At 60.9% G+C, this 19,340-nt stretch carries 18 protein-coding genes and 1 pseudogene; 11 read left to right on the top strand and 8 right to left on the bottom strand.

Annotated elements, in window-relative coordinates:
• Positions 1 to 17 precede the first annotated feature (17 nt).
• Entirely contained in the window at positions 18 to 410 is a 393-nt protein-coding gene (locus I6E52_RS04845; RefSeq protein ID WP_231601767.1) for a DUF485 domain-containing protein, read from the top strand.
• Positions 407 to 2,041 (top strand): cation acetate symporter, encoded by a 1,635-nt coding sequence (locus tag I6E52_RS04850; protein WP_197155272.1) that lies wholly within the window; start codon positions 407 to 409, stop codon positions 2,039 to 2,041. The genes I6E52_RS04845 and I6E52_RS04850 overlap by 4 nt, the downstream gene beginning before the upstream one ends.
• Before the next feature lie 79 nt (positions 2,042 to 2,120).
• Here the strand turns inward: I6E52_RS04850 and I6E52_RS04855 are convergent, their stop codons facing one another.
• From I6E52_RS04855 to galU, 3 genes are all read right to left on the bottom strand, one after another.
• Positions 2,121 to 3,059 carry a hypothetical protein gene (locus tag I6E52_RS04855; RefSeq protein WP_197155274.1) on the bottom strand — a complete coding sequence of 313 codons (939 nt, stop codon included), beginning with the start codon at positions 3,057 to 3,059 and terminating at the stop codon, positions 2,121 to 2,123.
• A gap of 171 nt (positions 3,060 to 3,230) precedes the next feature.
• Positions 3,231 to 3,890 carry a GNAT family N-acetyltransferase gene (locus tag I6E52_RS04860; protein ID WP_197155276.1) on the bottom strand — a complete coding sequence of 220 codons (660 nt, stop codon included), beginning with the start codon at positions 3,888 to 3,890 and terminating at the stop codon, positions 3,231 to 3,233.
• 3 nt (positions 3,891 to 3,893) lie between these two features.
• Positions 3,894 to 4,784, bottom strand: coding sequence for a UTP--glucose-1-phosphate uridylyltransferase GalU (gene galU, locus I6E52_RS04865; protein ID WP_197123507.1), 891 nt, complete (start codon positions 4,782 to 4,784; stop codon positions 3,894 to 3,896).
• A gap of 39 nt (positions 4,785 to 4,823) precedes the next feature.
• On the opposite strand from galU, the gene I6E52_RS04870 reads away from it, so the two are divergent.
• Complete coding sequence (locus I6E52_RS04870; protein ID WP_197155278.1) at positions 4,824 to 5,414, top strand: 5-formyltetrahydrofolate cyclo-ligase; 591 nt, start codon at positions 4,824 to 4,826, stop codon at positions 5,412 to 5,414.
• 7 nt (positions 5,415 to 5,421) lie between these two features.
• Positions 5,422 to 5,562: pseudogene (locus tag I6E52_RS14555) on the top strand (FmdB family zinc ribbon protein); the annotation flags it as partial.
• A 14-nt stretch (positions 5,563 to 5,576) separates the two neighbouring features.
• Here the strand turns inward: I6E52_RS14555 and I6E52_RS14560 are convergent.
• Positions 5,577 to 5,792: a hypothetical protein gene (locus I6E52_RS14560; protein ID WP_307842489.1), complete on the bottom strand. Its 216-nt coding sequence runs from the start codon at positions 5,790 to 5,792 to the stop codon at positions 5,577 to 5,579.
• Here I6E52_RS14560 and mscL point away from each other — a divergent pair.
• Entirely contained in the window at positions 5,791 to 6,192 is a 402-nt protein-coding gene (gene mscL / locus I6E52_RS04880) for a large conductance mechanosensitive channel protein MscL (protein ID WP_197155282.1), read from the top strand. The two genes, I6E52_RS14560 and mscL, sit on opposite strands and share 2 nt — an antisense overlap.
• Positions 6,193 to 6,529: 337 nt before the next feature.
• On the opposite strand, the gene I6E52_RS04885 is transcribed toward mscL, so the two are convergent.
• Positions 6,530 to 10,327 carry an AAA family ATPase gene (locus I6E52_RS04885; protein WP_197123499.1) on the bottom strand — a complete coding sequence of 1,266 codons (3,798 nt, stop codon included), beginning with the start codon at positions 10,325 to 10,327 and terminating at the stop codon, positions 6,530 to 6,532.
• Positions 10,328 to 10,442: 115 nt separating this feature from the next.
• On the opposite strand from I6E52_RS04885, the gene I6E52_RS04890 reads away from it, so the two are divergent.
• Positions 10,443 to 11,741: a hypothetical protein gene (locus I6E52_RS04890; protein WP_197155284.1), complete on the top strand. Its 1,299-nt coding sequence runs from the start codon at positions 10,443 to 10,445 to the stop codon at positions 11,739 to 11,741.
• A 62-nt stretch (positions 11,742 to 11,803) separates the two neighbouring features.
• On the opposite strand, the gene I6E52_RS04895 is transcribed toward I6E52_RS04890, so the two are convergent.
• Positions 11,804 to 12,085: an iron-sulfur cluster assembly accessory protein gene (locus I6E52_RS04895; RefSeq protein WP_197155285.1), complete on the bottom strand. Its 282-nt coding sequence runs from the start codon at positions 12,083 to 12,085 to the stop codon at positions 11,804 to 11,806.
• Positions 12,086 to 12,385: 300 nt separating this feature from the next.
• Here I6E52_RS04895 and nhaA point away from each other — a divergent pair, with 300 nt between their 5' ends.
• Together nhaA and pdxH are read left to right on the top strand one after the other, a co-directional pair.
• Positions 12,386 to 13,594 carry a Na+/H+ antiporter NhaA gene (gene nhaA / locus I6E52_RS04900; protein ID WP_231601768.1) on the top strand — a complete coding sequence of 403 codons (1,209 nt, stop codon included), beginning with the start codon at positions 12,386 to 12,388 and terminating at the stop codon, positions 13,592 to 13,594.
• Positions 13,595 to 13,630: 36 nt separating this feature from the next.
• Positions 13,631 to 14,272, top strand: coding sequence for a pyridoxamine 5'-phosphate oxidase (pdxH, locus tag I6E52_RS04905; protein WP_197155286.1), 642 nt, complete (start codon positions 13,631 to 13,633; stop codon positions 14,270 to 14,272).
• 160 nt (positions 14,273 to 14,432) lie between these two features.
• Here the strand turns inward: pdxH and I6E52_RS04910 are convergent, their stop codons facing one another.
• Both I6E52_RS04910 and I6E52_RS04915 read right to left on the bottom strand, forming a co-directional pair.
• Entirely contained in the window at positions 14,433 to 15,650 is a 1,218-nt protein-coding gene (locus tag I6E52_RS04910) for an ammonium transporter (protein ID WP_197123490.1), read from the bottom strand.
• Between the two features lie 224 nt (positions 15,651 to 15,874).
• Entirely contained in the window at positions 15,875 to 16,771 is an 897-nt protein-coding gene (locus I6E52_RS04915) for an SDR family oxidoreductase (RefSeq protein WP_197155287.1), read from the bottom strand.
• A 135-nt stretch (positions 16,772 to 16,906) separates the two neighbouring features.
• Here I6E52_RS04915 and I6E52_RS04920 point away from each other — a divergent pair, with 135 nt between their 5' ends.
• The 3 genes from I6E52_RS04920 (at position 16,907) to I6E52_RS04930 (ending at position 19,291) form a co-directional block, all read left to right on the top strand.
• Positions 16,907 to 17,203, top strand: a complete 297-nt coding sequence (locus I6E52_RS04920) for a hypothetical protein (protein ID WP_197155288.1) — start codon at positions 16,907 to 16,909, stop codon at positions 17,201 to 17,203.
• Between the two features lie 85 nt (positions 17,204 to 17,288).
• The gene (locus I6E52_RS04925; protein ID WP_197136430.1) at positions 17,289 to 17,987 is read left to right on the top strand and encodes an ABC transporter ATP-binding protein; all 699 of its coding nucleotides are present in this window, start codon (positions 17,289 to 17,291) and stop codon (positions 17,985 to 17,987) included.
• Positions 17,984 to 19,291, top strand: coding sequence for an ABC transporter permease (locus tag I6E52_RS04930; RefSeq protein WP_197155289.1), 1,308 nt, complete (start codon positions 17,984 to 17,986; stop codon positions 19,289 to 19,291). The genes I6E52_RS04925 and I6E52_RS04930 overlap by 4 nt, the downstream gene beginning before the upstream one ends.
• Positions 19,292 to 19,340: the final 49 nt, after the last annotated feature.

A 19,340-nucleotide genomic window follows, 5' to 3' on the forward strand; every position in this document is an offset into this window, starting at 1 on the left:
TGGCAAGGAGGCCCCAAATGTCTGATGAAAGTTCCCCCACTAAAAATGCGATGTCCCCGCCCGGCGACCCCACCGATGTGCCGAGTGTGCGCGCCGGGCTCATTTATCAAGATGAAGAGAAGGAGCCGGCATTTATCGAACTCAAACGGCGACACCGCTCGTTTGTGTTTCCCCTCACGGTGTTCTTCTTGGTCTGGTATTTCGCCTACGTGATTTTGGCGGCCTACGCCCATGACTTCATGGCGACGCCCGTCTTCGGCGTCATCAATGTCGGACTGTTGTTGGGCTTTGGCCAGTTCATCAGCACGTTCGTGATCACCATGATGTACGTGTCATTCGCTAACCGGCGGCTAGATCCGCTCGCCGCCCAAATCAGAGCAGATCTCGCCGCAAAGGAGTCAGCACTATGATCGCCACAACCCTGGCCATGGCCGCCGCTGCGGCGGTTGATGCTGAGTCTCAAAGCAATCCGATTCTGAATATCTCGATCTTCATCGGCTTTGTCGGAATCACCCTGTTTATCGTGATTCGCGCCAGTCGAAACAATGCGACGGCGGCAGACTACTACGCGGGCGGGCGATCATTCACCGGTCCACAAAATGGGTTCGCGATCACGGGAGACTACCTCTCAGCAGCGTCCTTCCTCGGCATCGTTGGCGCGATTGCTATCAACGGTTATGACGGATTCTTGTACTCCATCGGCTTCTTGGTGGCTTGGCTGGTTGCCTTGCTGTTGGTGGCAGAGCTCATGCGCAACACCGGCAAATTCACGATGGCGGATGTTCTTTCCTTCCGTCTGAAGCAGCGTCCGGTGAGAATGGCAGCCGCACTAACCACGCTCGCGGTGTGCTTCTTCTATCTACTGGCACAAATGGCCGGAGCGGGTGGCCTCGTCTCGCTGCTCCTCGGCATCGACGACAAAGTTGGTCAATCAATCGTCGTCGCCATCGTGGGTGGCCTCATGATCTTGTACGTGCTGATCGGCGGCATGAAGGGCACCACGTGGGTGCAGATCGTGAAAGCGTTCCTCCTCGTGGGTGCCGCAATCGCGATGGCCATCTGGGTGCTTGTCATCAATGGCTTCGACCTGTCGCGCGTGCTGCAGAGCGCAGTCGACAACTCCGTGGCTACGCCCGCTGACGCTATTTTGGCGCCGGGGCTCAAGTACGGCGCGAATCCGCTCGACTTCATCTCGCTGTCGCTCGCCCTCGTGCTGGGCACGGCAGGCCTGCCTCACGTGCTCATGCGCTTCTACACGGTGCCAACCGCCAAAGAGGCACGGCGCTCAGTCGTGTGGGCGATTTGGCTCATCGGCGGCTTCTACATCCTCACCCTCGTGTTGGGTTACGGTGCAGCAGCCTTGGTAGGTTCTGCAACGATCCTGGATGCTCCCGGCGGAGTGAACTCCGCAGCTCCGCTACTCGCGCTCGAACTCGGCGGGCCATTGCTGCTGGGGTTTGTCTCCGCGATCGCGTTCGCTACGATCCTTGCGGTCGTGGCAGGGCTCACGATCACGGCAGCGGCATCCTTCGCTCACGACATCTACTCCAACGTGATCAAGAAGGGCAAGGGAGACCCGGATGCCGAGGTCAAGATCGCGCGTCGCACTGTCGTCGTGATCGGTGTTCTCGCCGTCGCGGGAGGTATTGGTGTTCAAGGTCAGAACATCGCCTTCCTCGTGGCGCTCGCCTTCGCGGTTGCCGCGAGCGCGAACCTTCCGACGATCCTGTACTCCCTGTACTGGAAGCGGTTCAATACGCGCGGTGCCGTCTGGAGCATGGTTGGCGGCCTGTCAGCAGCAGTTCTGCTGATCGTGTTCTCTCCCGTCATGAGCGGAACCCCCACGTCGATGCTGGGTGAAGGCGTGAACTTCGCGATCTTCCCCCTGCAGAATCCGGGCATCGTTTCAATCCCGCTCGGGTTCGTTCTCGGCTGGTTGGGAACCGTGACGTCGTCTCGCACAGAAGACCCGGCGCTTGCTGCCGAGATGGATGTGCGTTCGCTCAGTGGCCACGGCGCTGAAGCGGCGACAACTCACTAGAACGAGGATGGGGCGTGCAGTGCGAAGATTCTTCGCACTGCACGTCCCATTGTTCTGCCCGGTAGTGGGGCAGCAAGTGTTAGCTAGCGCGACGACGAGCAAGCGCGGCGTCGAGGTCGAGCGAGTTGCCCGATTCTTCGACGATCCCCATGCCGGCAAACCTGCTGGGGGCGGATGCCGCGGCCGGAGCTTCGGCAGGCGCAGTCGCTGCACGCTGAGCATCCCGCGCAAGTTCCGCTTCGCGAGTAGCTGACGCCATCGCGGCGGTGTTTGCGCGCAGGGCCTGTTCGGCGGATTCCGCCGCAGCCCGCAGCTCGCTGTCAATCTGCCCAGCGTGGCGGGCTGCCGCGACAGCGGCTTCTGGCGCGTTGCTGCGGGTGAGGTACATGGGCTTCGGCACGGGAACGGGAGTCCAGCTGACCTTCGACGTGACGTCTTCGATGGGGGCTTCCGATGAGAGCACAACCCGGCGACGAGGTGCAGCAGTGCGAGCCCGCGGGGCGCTGCTATCGCGTCGACTGCGTGAACGTTCTGCTAGCCGCGACAGCATGGCACTCGCGCTCATGCCGGCCATGGTGGCGGCAGCGAGAACGAGCCACGTGCCGGAGATGATGGCGGCTCCGGCCGTAAAGATCATGACGACCTGCACGGCAATTACCGCAATGCTGGCCAGGAGCACGGCTGCGGTGAAGGCGCGCGTGCGACGCAAGCGTCGGGCGGAGAGCGCGAGCGCTTCTTCGCGTGTGGGTGGGGTGACGGCGCGACCGACGGCGACCGGCCCTTGGTTCACACTTGCCTTGGCCAGTTCTGCCGCGTGCCGCGCAACAGCTTCGGCGCGCACCTCGTCAGGAATCTCTGAGGTCTGCGCCAAAACGCGGATCGTCTGCTGAAGTCGAACGGCGTTTCGTTCGGTAGCCAAGTACTCGCGATTCTTGAACCAGTTCGGAACCAGGTACACGAGCCACAGCGCCGCGGCGAGCGCGATCATGACGCCGCCGCCGATGCTGGTGAGTTCCATGGGTATACGCTACGAGCATCCGTGCATGACAGGCTGTCGGCACGCGGTAGTGACGTGACAAGTTGCTGAGAGTCCCCCGGCAACAACGCCAAGATATGCGCCACCACACGCGTGACCACACGATCGCTGGCAGCGTGTTCGGCACCGGCTCAGTGCTTCACAACCGTCGGCTCAGCGCTGCGGAAGGCTCAGAGGGTGCGCGGCCCGCACACGGTCGTCAGCCGGAATGTGAGCATCCTGCTCGGGAGCGTTACCTGATTTCCAGCGCCGTAAGACACCCTGAGGGATCTCTTCCACTGTGAGAGCAAAACAGAAGTGGTCGCGCCAGTCACCATCGATGTGGATGAAGCGGCGGCGAAGTTGTTCGTAGCGGAACCCCAGCTTCTCGACCACGCGAAGGCTCGGCTCGTTCTCGGGTCGAATGCAGATCTCCATTCGGTGGAGACCAAGTTGAAAGAAGCAGTAGTCGGTGGCGAGCGCGACCGCGGTTGGTGTGAGCCCTTTGCCCGCGAATCGCTCAGACACCCAATAGCCGAGGGATGCCGAGGCGAGCGACCCATAGGTAATGGACGACACGTTCAACTGACCCGCAACTTCACCCTCGTACTCGATCACGAACGGCAAGCCGGTGCCTACGCGAGACTGCTGCAGCAGACCCCGGATGCTCGACTTCACGTCGAACGATGACGGACCAACCGGGCTGGTGGCTTCCCACTTGCGAAGCCACCCCCGGTTGTCACGGAGTTCTTTTTCTAACGCACGAGCGTCTCGCACCCGAATGGGCCGAATACTGATGTTTCCGTCGCCAAGCGTCGGAATGCCAAACGCCATCCGCTAGTCCAGTGTTGAGCTGAACTGCTTAAGCCACGGGCGCAGTTCAGGGCCCAGGTCGTCGCGCTCAACAGCAAGCTGCACGATGGCCTTGATGTAGTCGAGACGGTCACCGGTGTCGTAACGGCGACCGCGGAATACGACGCCATAAACGCCGCCAGCGATATCGTTCTCTGCCATCTCCTGCAGGGCATCCGTCAACTGGATTTCGCCACCCTTGCCGGGATCGGTGCGCTCGAGAACCTCGAAGATTTCTGGCCTCAAGACGTAGCGACCGATGATGGCGAGGTTGGAGAGCGCGGTGCCCTGAGCCGGCTTCTCGACAAGGCCCGTGATGTGCACAACATCGGGATCGTCGGTGGGTTCTACCGTCGCGATGCCATACATGTGGCTCTGGGCCGGGTCGACCTCCATGAGGGCGATGATGGTGGCGTTGCGACCCTCTTGCTCTTCAAGCATGCGGGAGAGCAGAACGTCGCGATCATCGATGAGGTCGTCACCGAGCAGTACGGCGAACGGTTCATGACCCACGTGCATTTTGGCGCGGAGAACAGCGTGACCGAGACCGCGCGGGTCACCTTGACGCACGTAGTGCATGTCAGCGAGGTCGTTAGAGAACTCAACTTTCGAAAGACGGTCGGTATCGCCCTTTTGCTCAAGAGTGGCCTCGAGCTCGGTCATTCGATCGAAATGGTTTTCGAGGGCGTTTTTGTTACGCCCGGTGATCATCAACACATCGGTGAGGCCAGCGGCAACCGCCTCCTCTACGACATATTGGATAGCCGGTTTATCTACAACCGGCAACATCTCCTTCGGCATAGCTTTCGTTGCCGGGAGAAATCGTGTGCCCAGACCTGCAGCAGGAATAACCGCTTTAGTAATCTTCGTAGCCATAGGTACAGCGTAGTCGGCCAGTCTCGTAGAATGCTTAGTATGACCGACGACGTCAGTCACGATAAACGTGCACTCCGGGCCGAATTACGCGAACGCCGACGCATCTGCACCGCCAAAGAGCGGGAAGAATTTAACACTGGTGTAACAGAGCACCTCATCGAGCTCACTCAGAGACTCGGATCTACCTCGATCGCCGCCTACCTTTCCACCACCGATGAACCCGAAACCCGCGGATTTTTGCACTGGGCCTGCGAACACGACATCACCGTGCTGCTTCCCATCTCGCGCGCCGATGGCCTCCTCGACTGGGCCCCCTACGACGGCGAAGATGAAGACCAGGACCTCATCGGGATGCCAGCGCCTACGAGCGACGTGCTCGGCCCGATCGCCATCAACGACGTCGACCTCATCATTGTGCCTGCGGCATCCGTGGATCGTTCCGGCATGCGCATGGGCTGGGGTCGCGGCTATTTCGACAAGACCCTCGGCTCCATGGAGACCAAGCCACCCGTCTACGCGGTGATCTTCGACAACGAATATGTGGATGAAGTACCCACAGAAATTCATGACCAACCAGTAAACGGCATAGTTACCCCCACGGGAATTGTGACCATCACCGAGCACAACTAAGGATCTCGTGCCTACCTACTCCTACCGCTGTACCGAATGTGACAACGCGTTCGATATCCAGCAATCGTTCACCGATGACTCGCTCACGGTGTGCCCCGCCTGCCAAGGCAAACTTCGCAAGATCTTCTCCGCCGTCGGAGTCACGTTCAACGGCTCTGGTTTCTACCGCAACGACTCACGCTCGACCACGAGTTCGACTGACTCCAGCTCGAGCTCGAGCTCGTCAAATACTTCGAATTCGTCGTCTGACTCAAAGAAATCTGACTCCGCGAAGTCGGATTCGAAGCCGTCGACAAGCGCCTCATCTCCGCCAGCCTCTTCACCATCGGCCACAAAAGCGTCATAGTTATTACTTCCCCCACACAGAGGAGTAATCATGTTAAGCGGATTCAAAGAATTCATTTTGCGTGGCAACGTCATCGACTTGGCCGTTGCAGTCGTCATTGGCGCTGCATTCACGGCAGTCGTCAACACGATTGTTGAAGCGGTATTCAACCCGCTCATCGGTGCCTTGTTTAATGCAGAGTCGCTGGCGACAGCACTCCCGGTCGAAATTGGCACCAGCGGGGCAGTGATCTACTTCGGCGCGGTCATCGCGGCGATCATCCAGTTCGTGCTCGTCGCAGCCGTCGTGTACTTCGCCATCGTTGCCCCGATGAACTATGCCAACAAGCTTGCCGCTGCACGCAAGCCGGCCGTCGTGGAGCCTGAAGCTGGCCCCACCGAGGCAGAACTGCTTCTGCAGATTCGCGACCTGCTCGCCAAGCAGAGCAGCTAGCGCTCCGCAGCTCACAGCTCACAGCTCACAGCTCACAGCTCACAGCTACCCTCGGTAGCTCACGAACTATCGGCGAGCGGCCAAGGCACTTACCCCCAATGCGGAGGTTTGTCGCCCTTGAGCCGCTCGTCGTTTTCGTTAACCTGATGCCGTTCCGGTTCAGCAGGCGGATGCGGATCTGACCCCGCCGGCGCAGCCGTCGTCACGCGGCGACGCTTCGCAGGTTTCATGCTCGGCTCACCTGCCCGCTCTGCTTCCGCCGCACTGCACAGCTCGCCCTCGGACGCTCCATTGCTCGCCGGTGCGTCCGACGGCTCGGGGTGGATGCCGTCTGCCATTACTGCTGCGGACGGGTGGCGGGGATGATCGTGATGGGCTCGGTCGTGGGAGCAGGCTCTGCTCCGAGCATCCGGGCGACCTTGTCGGCAACCTGATCGGGGTCACTGAAGAGTTCAAAAGCGTGCACCCGCAGGTAGTGCCAGCCGAGGCGACGCAGCAGTTCGGGGCGCAAACGCAGCGACTCGCGCAGGCTTGATTCGTGAACCATAGCGTCGGTCTCGATGGTGCCACAGCGACCACCGCGCGATGCAACGAGGCCAAGCTTGCCGCGGTGCCCGAGCGAGACGCGCAGTCCGCGAGCTTCGAGGCGGCGAGCGAGGTCAACGAGCATGGGATCGCTGTCGTCGGGCACAGGAACTTCAGCAAAGCGGGCATCCACTTCGTCGAGCACTTCAGCCAGGGCAACAGCGCCGTGCTTCATGCGCCCGTCGTCGAGGTCTTCTGAGCGGAACGATGTGACGATTTCGAGCGAACGACGTGCTCGCGTCATCGCGACAGCAAGCAGGCGCTCTCCCCCGGGCTCACCCAGTGATCCGAAATCGGAGAGCACGCGACCGTGCGGCGTGCGGCCGTATCCGATGGAGAAAATAACGCGGTCGCGGCTTTGGGCCACAGCCTGATCAATCGTGGTGACCGTAAACGGTTCGGCACGATCGCCGATGATGACATCGAGTAGTTCCGGACGACGACGGCTGACGGCATCCAGCACCGCCTGCATGACGCGAACGGAATGCACGGGGCTTGCCGTGATAACCATGAGCGACTCTTGCGGACGCTTGGTGGCGTGGTCGAGCACGAGTTCGACAACGCGAGAGACTTCGGCGTCGGGGCTTTCGACAGCACCAGAGTCAGGGTCGGGCATTCCGATTCCGTCAGCGACGTAACTGACAGCGAGGCTGCCGTGACCGAGGAAACTTCCCGCCCAGGGCAGCGACTCAATCTGACCGTCGTAGAAACGACGATTAACGAGCTCGGCAAGCTCTTCACCACCGGGGCGGTAGCTGCGCGTGAGCGTGAGAGTCGGCAGCAAGCCGCTGAGCTTCGCAAAAGCGGAGTCGTCAACGAGTGCTTCGCGCGTGTCATCGTCAACGAGTGGGGCAGCATCGCCGGTCACATCGCGCACTGCCGTTTCGAACGGTGTCGGCGACTGGATAACAGGGTCGCCAATAACGACGACTTGCTTCGAGCGGCGGATTGCTCCCGCCGCTTCGGCCACCGTGACAGCACCGGCGTCAACCAGCACGACGGTGTCGAACGGCATGGTGTCGACAACAGAGTCGATTTCGTAGGGAGAGGCAAGCCAGACGGGCGCGATCGTTCGCGACAAGTGCGGTGCCGAGGTCTGCACGTCGAACGACGTGAGCCGCTCTTTGGCGAGGGCACGCTTGAGCGCACTCGCCTCGTCTGGCCAGTCGACGAGACCGATTTTCCAGTTTTCAGCGATCTGCCACGAGAGCTGCTTGGCATTGGCGGATGCGTGCGCTTCATCGACGAGGCGGAAGTCTGCCTCGAGCCGGTCGACAACGCTCGTGTTGGCGTTGAGCAGCGCACGGTCGACTTCGAGCATGGAATCGAGGGCCGACTTCCACCACGACAGCTCGAGTTCTGCCGCCACTTGATCTTCGGGAACATGACGCTGAGCCAAGTCTTCGATCAGCGGGTTCAACTTCAGGTCGCGCAAGCTGCCCATGAGGGCGGTGCGTTCCTGCAGGTTGTTGAGCACATCAGATTCAGCCGCGAGCGACTCAACCTTCTCAATCAAGAACGGGATCGGAAGGCTCGAGAGGTTCATGTGCGAGTCAGCGATGCCGAGCGGGATGTCGAGAGCAGCGAGATCATCTGAGACCTGTTGGTATGACCGCTGCACTTCACCAATACCCACGGGAACGGCAGGACTCGCACCTTCGGCCACGAAACGGTGCCACAGCACCCGCTGCTTTTGGATGCGCTTGAGGGCACCATGCATGTCGGTTACGCGTACACCGGGGCGCACGTATTCGAGCGCAAGCTTCTTGAGACGGCGGCGGTTCGTGCTCGTCATATCGGGGAAATCGCGACGCGGCGCAGTAGCGGCAATCAACTCGGTAATCGCACGGTCGAACACGGTCGGCACGAAACGGTCGAGCGTTTCGCGAAGATCAACGAGCAGGCGCAAGTAGACGCCGAGCTCATCGATGCTCTGGAACGGACGCATGCGCGTGTTCGAAACAAGACGGTTGGCAACATCCAGCAGCGACGACAACTGCTCGTTCGCCCGCTGAGCGATGCCGTGAGCCTTGAGAGCTTCCGCACCATTGGCGAACTGAGCGCCATACCAGGGCGAATCTCCGGGGCCATATTTGAACTCGCCGAGCTTGGCGGCCGCGATGATCACGCCGGTGGCAGCACTGCGATCCTTGGCAAGCTTTTCCACTGCTTCGCGCGACAAGCGTGCGGTCGTGGATGGCGGTGTCGGCAGCAGCGCCAAACGGCTGAGTTCCGAAACGCAATCGAGCACCGAAACACCGAGCACACCGTCGGACACCGACATTGACTCGCGGTAGTCGAGCATGATCTTGCGCAAACGCAGAAGGGCGTCATCCACGTCTTCGATCTGCGGACGGCTGGCCTTCTCACTGCGAGAAATAGAGCGGATGATGTCACGGCGAAGCGTGCGAGGCGCAACGGCGAGGCCCGGAAGGCCGATGTCGGAGAAGCGATCAGCAATCGACTGCAAGGACGCGCGACGCGGGCTCACGACGAGAACTCGCTTGTTCTGAGCAACAAGGGCACCCACGGCGTTCACGATGGTTTGCGTGCCACCGGTGCCGGGCAGAGTGCGAACCACAAGAGAGTTGCCTGCCTCGATTTGGGCAATCACATTCTCTTGTTCGGCATCCGCATCAAGCAGGAGATTGTCGGTCTGCGGCGAGCGCTCATCCGCGGAGAGTGCGGGAACGGGCGCGTAGCCTTCCTTGATCGTCCAGGCGGCAGCAGTGTTGCCGGCAAGCGCATCGAGGATGGGGTGTTTGAGGTCAGCGGCGTCGTCGGCCAGACCGTGGGCGACATCTGCGAAGGACGACACCACGAGACGCGGGCTCACCGAGAAGTTATCGAGGTGCGAGGTCAAACCGCGCAACCGGTCAATGACCGGGTTCGGCTTGAAGGTGCCATCGGCATCCGCGAGTGCGACAAACGACTCAGCATCGAGGCGCAAGTGGAATTGCTCGTCAAGAGCACGCGCAAGCGCAGGGTTCAAGAAGGCGCTGCCCCGAAGCTTGAGCTCGAAGTCGCGGCCGTGACGGCGAATCGCGAGCGGACGCAGCAAGACGGGACCGCAGAATTCGACATCATCGTGGGTCCAGCGAGCAATTCCGATTCCCAGATGCACCGAGTCAATGCCGCGGGCGGTCGCAAGCTCAAGACCCTTGGCAGCAACAGCGCCGGCAGCCGTTTTGGCCGAGCGCAGGGCGACATCATCGCGAATGAGGCTCGACAGCAGAGTGCGCTTGCCCGTGATGAACTGGGCAAGACCACCGGGATGCGTCGTTGAAAGATCGACTCGTGTGCGAGGCGAATCAACGAAATGGATGAGCGGCGAACGCCCACCCAGTTCTGACAATTGCGAACGCCACAGCGTCCACGTGGGCTCTGCAACGTTTCCGGCCATAATGTTCGGCTCACCAAAACTCAGCGTGTGAGGCGCTGTTACTTGAACGTGGGCGTGAGCGTGCTCGTTTTCGCCGTCGTCAACGTCATGGTCGCCCGAATCGGGGTCGACCGTGAAATCATCGGAAACTCTATCTGCACGCCACACACCGCCACCTTAAGCGAGTTACCTCCAGAAAGCGTGCAACAACCACGAGTTTCGCCAGACTCACCCGGTAGCCCCACCCCCAGTTCTCGCGACAAACCGCCCTAGAATACGGTGCATGGTGCCTCATGCCCTACCCCTTCTTGTCGCGACAGACACCGCCGAACTCGTGCGCGGCACCACGATCGCTGTCGCCACTGTCGTCGTGCTCGTGGTGGCGATCGGAGTCGTGGCGTTTGTCGTCTTGTTTCGTCGCGGAGGCGACCGCGGCATCCGCGGAACGTCGTCTCAGACGGCACTGGAGTCGCGCGCTGCCGGCCTCTTAGTTGCCCTCGACGATCGCGTACGAGAAGCAGATCTTGAACTAGGTTTTGCGGTGGCCCAGTTTGGTGCCGCAGCCGCCCGTGATTTCGGGAGTGCTCTTGCTGAAGCGCGCGGCCAGCTCACGGATGCCTTTCGGCTCGGACAACAGCGTGACGACGTCTCGGCCACCGCCGATCACGCGCGCCGCCAACTCACCCTGCAGATGACAGCGCTCTGCGAAAAGGCGCTCGCCACTCTCGACCGCTTCGATGCCGCCTTCACTGAGCGACGTCAGAGCGAGGTTGGAGCAGCGGAAACCGAACACCAACTACGCGATCGGCTCTCGGCCCTGCGCGTGCGTGCGCTAGCGACGCGCGATGCAGTCGCCGAACGCGCACCCCACTATGTGGAATCCGCTTTGACCGCACCACGCCGCCAACTCGATGCGGCGCGCAGTGCCCTCGATGAGAGCGAGACAGCGCTGGATGCCGCAGCCCCCGGCATCAGCCCCACCGGAGTCAACGCGGTCACCGACACCCTCCACACCGCAGCCACTGCTCTCCATCGCGCCGATCGCGCCCTGTCGGCTGCCGACAGTGCCCTCGGCGAACTCGCCGAAGCCGACGCTGCGGTGTCTCGGATGCGCGCGGACAGCGCGAGTGACTTGCTCGAAGCGCGGGTGGCACGAGAAACGGCTCCCGATCCGGAGAGTGGAGCGCGGATTGTGACCGCTATCGCGGCCAACGAAAGAGCTCTTGATCAGACGACTCCGGCATCCGAAAGCCCGCATGATCCCTTTGAGCAACTCGCGCTGCTCAGTGATGCCGCAGCAGAACTGGATACAGCCCTAGCGACCGCGCGCAACCAACAACAGCGGTTCGAACACGCACGTGCTGCCTACCAAGGGACCTTGGTAGCGGCACGGAGTCAGATCTCGGTCGTGCGGGAGCTTGTGGGGCGAAGCGGCGCAAGCGCACGGGCCCGCACCCGACTAGCGGAGGCGGAGCGCCAGCTAATGATCGCTGAAGCCGAGACAGATCCGGTAGAAGCATTGGATGCCATCCGCCGGTCAGTTACTCATGCTCGAGATGCTGACGCTCTCGCCCGCTACTAGTCGAAGAATTCGAACGACCGCGCGCCGTCGAATTCTGGTCTAGCTATCGAACGTGCGCGTGATTACGCGTTGTCGAGAATGGCGAAGTTCACTGCGCCATTTTCGCCGACTTCGGCGTGAAGCGTCTTGTCATTCAACGCGACCGAGGCGTTCTCTTCAAGAAAAACGCGGGCGCCGTCGGCTTCAACGACAGAGTCGCCAGCCTCAGGAGCCGCAACGACGGCGACGGTGAGGTTAGGAGCACCAGGTTCCCCGTTGATGCGGAGGCCCGAGGCTTCCGTGTTGGGGTCCTGCTCGACGATCGTCTTGACGACCGTGGTGGCTGTTTCGGTGAGGGTGAGCATATGTTCGTCCTTCCAGGTTCAGCGAGATGAAACCCCCACGCTTCCTTAGTGGGCGCGCGTCAGCAAGCCTGAGGCCCGATTGTGAGGCAACTCTCATTGTCAGTGGAGCGCACGGTCAGGTCAGAGCCTTTTCCGTGCACGCCCTCAGCCTCACAACCGGTAGAATTGACAGCGGAGTGCCGGGAAGTCTGGTCGGCGAATGTGTCGGCGACCCCGCTGACGAACCTCAACGTCTGGAATTTTGTGACCACATCCGTGAAGAAACTGAGCCCCCGCAAGCGAGTACGCCGGTGGGTCACTATGGAAACCACCAGCGGAATCCTGCTGATGGTTGCCGCTGCGATCGCGCTCATCTGGGCGAACTCGCCGTGGCGTGAAGGCTACGCAGCCCTTGCCGAGACCACGGTCGGCCCCGAGTCGCTGCACCTCAACCTCACCCTCGCCACCTGGGCTGCTGACGGCCTGCTCGCGATCTTCTTCTTCGTGGTGGGCGTCGAGCTTAAGCAAGAGCTTGTAGCTGGCAGCCTGCGCAAACCTCGCGAAGCCGCTGTTCCGGTCTTCGCTGCGATCGGCGGGATGCTCTTTCCCGCTCTTCTCTTCACGCTGATCATCCTTGTCTCGGGTGACTCCACCGCACTCGGCGGCTGGGCAATCCCCACCGCCACCGACATCGCGTTCGCTCTCGCCGTGCTCGCCATCTTCGGCCGCGGCCTCCCGCGAGCGCTACGCACCTTCCTGCTCACGATGGCTGTCGTGGATGATCTGCTCGCGATCATCATCATTGCCCTCTTCTACACCGAAAGCATCGACCTCCTCTCGCTGCTGTTCTCACTCATCGCGATTGTGCTCTTTGCTGTTGTCGTTCGCTCGCGCAAACCTCGCTGGTGGCTGCTGCTCCCCTTGGCGCTTGTGGCGTGGGCGTTCATGCACGACTCCGGAGTTCACGCGACTATCGCCGGTGTTGTTCTCGGCTTCACCGTTCCCGCCAAGCTCGTGCACGGCGAGAAAGACACCCGAACGCACGCGTTCGACGATGCGGTGCGCCCCACCTCATCCGGCATCGCGTTGCCGATCTTCGCCTTCTTTGCCGCTGGAGTCTCCCTCGGTGGAGATGGCGAAAGCGCCAGCGAGGTGATTGTGCAGCCCGTTGTTGCTGCCATCATCGTGGGACTGGTGGTCGGAAAGATTATTGGTGTGCTCGGTACCACCGCTCTCATCACCAAGGTGACAAAGTTCCGTCTCGCCGACTCGATCGGGTTGCGAGACCTCTTGCCCATCGGATTCCTCACGGGAATCGGCTTCACAGTCTCTCTGCTCATCGCAGAGCTCTCGTTCCCCGACAGCGAGCACACCACCGGGGCAAAGCTTGCGATCCTTATCGGAACAGGCCTGGCCGCGATCTTCGCCGCGATCAGCCTCCGCTGGGACTCCCGTCTCGCCCGCAGACGCGACATGAACGACGACGGCATTCCCGACCGCAACAAGGCTCTCATCGAAGACGAAGACTAAGCAGCGCGCCTCACGCACGCTGTCGAAAGGATCACCGTGTCCGACCCATTGAGCACCCACACCGACTACGGCCAGCTGCCGCTCAATGATTCGGATGTGCTCGCCGATCCCATAGAACAATTCCGGCTCTGGCTAGCAAACGCCAGCGACGCGAACGTCTACGAGCCCAACGCCATGGTGTTATCGACCGTGGATGCCGACGGCTCCCCCAGTAGCCGCACCGTGCTGCTGCGCGCCATCGACGACACGGGATTCGAGTTCTTTACGAACTACAGCTCCATCAAGGGCCGCGCACTGCTCGCGAACCCGGCAGCAGCGCTCGTTTTCCCCTGGTATTCGATCCACCGGCAAGTGCTCGTGCAAGGAACAGCTCGCCCCATCGCCACAGCCCTTTCAGACGCCTACTTCGCCACGCGACCGCGAGGCAGCCAGATCGCGGCGCACGCCAGCGAACAATCGCAACCCATCGCATCCCGTGCACTGCTCGAAGAACGTGTGATCGAACTTGAAGCCGAGTTCGAGGGCCGCGATGTGCCCCGCCCGGATGACTGGGGCGGTTTCATGGTGCACGCCACCACAATCGAGTTCTGGCAGGGCCGCAGCTCCCGCCTTCACGACCGCGTGCGCTTCACGCGCGCCGCCTCTGGCGACTGGGAGCGGATGCGGTTGCAGCCCTAACCTGCCTCGACGACGCGCACGCCTACCTACGTGTACGCGCGCGCACACGACAAAACCCCGCTTCCCCTGGCATAAACCAGAGGGCGCGGGGATTGTTTGTTAACACCAAAAGAGGGACACAGTTGCGATAACAACTGTGCCCCTCCCGAGGTTGTGGGCTCTACTTAGCCGATACAGTTTCCTGCGTCGACAATGCATAACCCGACTCGCCGTGGACGGCGAGGTCGATACCAGCAATTTCTTCTTCCGAAGTAACGCGGAATCCGATGGTCTTCTGAATCGCGGTTCCGATCAACCAGGACATTACGAAGGAGAAGATTGCTACGGCGAGCACGCTGATCGTCTGAACGGCGAGCTGTCCTGCATCTCCACCAGTGAAGAGTCCGGTGTCGGTGGCGAAGAAGCCAAGGTAGATGGTTCCGATGATGCCGGCGACGAGGTGGAGTCCCACTACGTCGAGCGAGTCATCGAAGCCGAGGTTGTACTTGAGCTCAATTGCGAGAGCACAGACGGCACCGGCGACAACACCGAGAACCAAAGCCCAACCGGGCGTCAGGTTTGCACAAGCGGGGGTGATGGCAACGAGACCAGCAACAACACCGGAAACGGCGCCGACTGCGGTGGCCTTACCCGTACGGAGCTTCTCAACAACGATCCAACCGAGGATTGCTGCGGCAGGAGCGGCGAGCGTGTTGAACACGATCAGGCCGGCCTCGTCGGGGTCGCTAGACGCACCAGCGTTGAATCCGAACCAACCGAACCAGAGCAGTGCTGCACCGATAAGGACGAGAGGAACGTTGTGAGGCTGTGTGATGTTCTTGTTGAAGCCAACACGCTTGCCGAGTACCAGGGCGAGTCCGAGAGCGGCTGCACCAGCGTTGATGTGAACCGCGGTACCACCGGCGTAGTCGATAACGGCAGGAAGGCCACCGAGGCTATCTCCGAGGTTCTGGATCCAGCCACCGCCCCATACCCACGCAGCGACGGGGAAGTAAACGAGCGTTGCCCACACACCGGTGTAGATCATCCAGGGTCCGAAGCGAGCACGGTCTGCGATGGCACCGGAGATAAGTGCGGTGGTGATGATGGCGAAGGTTCCACCGAATGCAACAACGAGGAGGTCAGAGCCGGCGACGCCTTCTTGACCGAAGTTGCTGAACGGGTTACCAGCGAACGACCAGATCGAACCATCGATCGAGCTCATGTTTGCGCCGATGAGGATCCAGAGAACGGCAACAAGGCCGAGCGATCCGAAGCTCATCATCATCATGCTGACTACTGACTTCTCTTTTACGAGTCCACCGTAAAAGAATGCCAAACCGGGGGTCATGAGCAGCACTAATGCAGTGCTAATGAGTACCCATACGACTGTATCCATCTCAACCTCTTTCGCTTTGTGCGCCCTGTGCACACGGATGCTTTTGCGGATTGTCAGTGAGTGTCGGGTTATTCCACTCCCACTGACCCGCACGACAAAGCATCCCGTCTCAGCGTTTCGTAAGACCCTCAGTTATGTTTCGTAGACGTTAAACGTCATCGCTGGGTGTTACGGAAAGGTTTCAAGAAGCCAAAGGTATTCGGTGAATCGGGTCTCAGATATGGCTAGGGCGTCGGAATCCCCCCATTGGCGTTGAGCGTTTCGCCGATGACGTAGCTCGATTCAGCCGATGCCAAGAACACGTACGCCGGCGCCATTTCAGCGGGCTGGCCGACTCGCCCCAGAGGGGTATCGTGCCCGAAGCTGGCGATCTTCTCTTGAGGCTGGCCATCTGACACTTGCAAAGGCGTCCACACCGGCCCTGGGGCAACCGCATTGACTCGAATACCGCGCTCAGCCAGCTGAGCCGCTGTCGCCTTCGTAAATGAATTGATCGCCGCCTTCGTCGAGGCGTAGTCGACGAGCACCGGCGACGGCTTGTAGGCCTGAACGGAAGTGGTGTTGATAATGGTGGAGCCGGCCGGCAAGTGTTCGAGTGCGGCCTTAGTGATCCAGAACATTGCATAGACATTCGTCTTGAACGTCTGATCGAATGCCTCGTCGGTGAGATCTTCCAGCTTGGTGCAAAAGACCTGCTTCCCCGCGTTGTTCACGAGAGTATCGAGACCGCCCAGTTTTTCAGCGGCATCGGCGACGAGAGTGCGGCAGGCTTCCGCGTTCGAAATGTCGCCAGGGAAGAGGTGTGCTTGCTGCCCGGCATCCCGAATGAGCGCTGCAATGCGCTCGGCATCGCTCTGTTCGCTCGGGAGATAGGAGAGGGCAACATCGGCGCCTTCTCGCGCGAACGCAATTGCGACAGCGCCCCCAATTCCCGAGTCGGCACCCGTGATGAGTGCGCGGCGGCCCGAGAGACGGCCGCTGCCGCGATAACTGTCTTCGCCAAGATCAGCGAGCGGCTTCAGCTCTGAGTCAAGACCGGGTTCCGGCTGATGCTGCTTCGGCGGCGAAACCTTCTCGAAGCGAGTGGTGGGATCAACGAAGGTGTACTGGTCGTGTGCCATGGTCTCCCTTTTCTCAATAGTGAATAGCGCGGTGGCGCCTCGTCAACTTTAGAAAAGAAAATCTCAGCATCCCTCAGATCCCATGGAACCATGACGCTTTTCCCAGCGAGCACAGAGAGAACGTAGAGTTGGCGGATGCACGACTCCGCGCCAGCAGACATGCCAGACAACGCCACTCCCCCAGCCAAGCCCTCCCTCGTGAAGGCACGCATCCGCCAACTCACCACTCCGTGGTGGCGGTTGGTATGGCTCATCGGCGGGCTCATCTGGGCCGTGGTGTTTAACGTCATCTACGTGAACACCGGCGGAGATCAAGAATGGTGGGGCGTCGCATCCGTGGTGCCGATTGCCCTGCTGCTCGTCGACGTGCTGCGCATCGAACGACTCGAGCGTGCTGCTGAGCAGAAACGCCAAGCCGCGCTTAAGAAGTAGACAACAGAAGATACTTCTCTCGCCGTAGGCCAGTGACTCCCCTCGGCTGACTCGCTCAGCGCTGAAGTCAGCGAGACTAGGGCGTATGACTACCCCTATCATCCGAGTCAAGGATGTCCACAAGTCCTACGGCAAAGGCCCCAATCGCTTTGACGCGCTCAAAGGTGTCACCTTCGACATCAACGAAGGTGAGAGCGTCGCGATCATCGGCAAGAGTGGATCGGGAAAGTCGACCCTCATGCACGTGCTCGCGCTCCTCGATGCCCCGACCTCCGGAACGGTTGAGCTCGAAGGGATCGACACCAGCACGTTGAAGGGCAAAAAGCTCAATCGTGCGCGCAACAAGACGTTCGGGTTTGTGTTCCAACAGTTCTTTCTCACTGCCAACATCTCCGTTCTGGAGAACGTTATGCTCCCGATGAAGATTGCCGGGGTGCGCCGCAGCGAGCGGAAGGCACGCGCGCACGCCGCTCTTGAGCAATTGGAAATGGATGACAAAGCGTCGAACAAGGCCGTCAACCTGTCGGGCGGTCAGAAGCAGCGTTCGGTGATCGCCCGCGCGCTCGTCAACAACCCGCGCATCATTTTCGCGGATGAACCCACCGGAAACTTGGACACCGCGACGGGAGGCAATGTCGAAGACATTCTCTTCGCACTCAACCGCGACAAGGGCATCACCCTGATTGTCGTCACCCATGATGACGAGTTGGCTGCCCGCTGTGATCGCCGCATTTATATTCGCGACGGACTCCTCGTCAACGACACCACGGAGGTGGCCGCATGAACGTTCTCGACCTGATCGGCACCGCCGCATCCAATACCTTCCGCTCAAAGACTCGCACCGTTCTGACGATCCTCGCGATCTTCGTGGGTGCTTTCACTCTCACGATCACCAACGGGCTCGGCACGGGCATCAACCGCTACATCGATGACACGGTGACCGCGATCGGCGCAGAAGACGTGATGACCGTGTCAGTAAGCCAAGACGCCAACGCCGGCTTCGCCGACAGCTCTGGGCCCGCCGAATACGACCCCGATGCGATTGCCAGCGACGGCTTTAACCGTCCTGGCTCCACCGTGGTGGCGCTCACCCCCGACGATCTAGAGGCGCTCGCTAGCATTGACGGCGTCCTCGATGTTGAGGCAACCAAGTCGATTTCTCCTGACTGGATCCAGGCGGGCGACGGCCCCCAATACCTGACCTCCGTGGGCGGACTCGTTGATGGCCAGACCGTGCAGCTCGCTGCTGGTGCGGCCCCGTCTGCCGATTCGGATGCCTTCGAACTGAACGTGCCCATCTCTTATGTGGAGTCGCTCGGCTTCGCTGACGCTGATGCCGCTGTGGGCCAGACCCTCACGATCGCAATTACGGATGCGGAGCGCACTCAGCACCTCGTCGACGCCACCATCGTGGGCGTAGCCGAAGAGAGCATCGCCGCCACTGGTGCCGGTGGACTGGTCGTGAACGATGCGCTGACCGACGAGCTCTACACAACGCAGAACATCGGGATCTCGCTCGACGAGCAGGAGCGCTACGCCCAGGCGAGCATCCGCTTCGATGCTGCCGCGACGGATGCCGATGTCACGGCTCTCAAGGAACGCCTCACCGATGCCGGTTACACGGGCACCACCGTGGCCGATCAGCTCGGAACGTTCAAGACCATCATCGACGCCATCGTTCTTGTGCTGAACGCCTTCGCCATCATCGCCCTACTGGCAGCAAGCTTCGGCATCGTGAATACCCTCTTCATGTCGGTGCAGGAACGCACCCGCGAAATCGGTCTCATGAAAGCCATGGGAATGGGCGGCGGCAAGATCTTCGGGCTCTTCAGCCTCGAAGCAGTCATCATCGGCTTCCTCGGGAGCGCGATCGGTGTCGGCATCGGGATGCTCGTCGGAACAGGCATCAGTTCGGTGCTCGCTGGGGCACTCCTCGCTGACCTCCCGGGGCTCACACTGATTGCCTTCGACCCGCTCTCGGTCACCGTCATCATCTTGGTCGTCATGGCGATCGCGTTCCTCGCGGGCACCCTGCCCGCCGCCCGTGCTGCTAAGGCCGACCCGGTGGAGTCGCTGCGGTACGAGTAGGACTAAGAATGCTTCAGGCGTAGCGAGAGAAAACAGCATCCGTTCTCTC

The organism is Salinibacterium sp. NG253 (assembly GCF_015864945.1).
Lineage (GTDB): Bacteria > Actinomycetota > Actinomycetes > Actinomycetales > Microbacteriaceae > Rhodoglobus.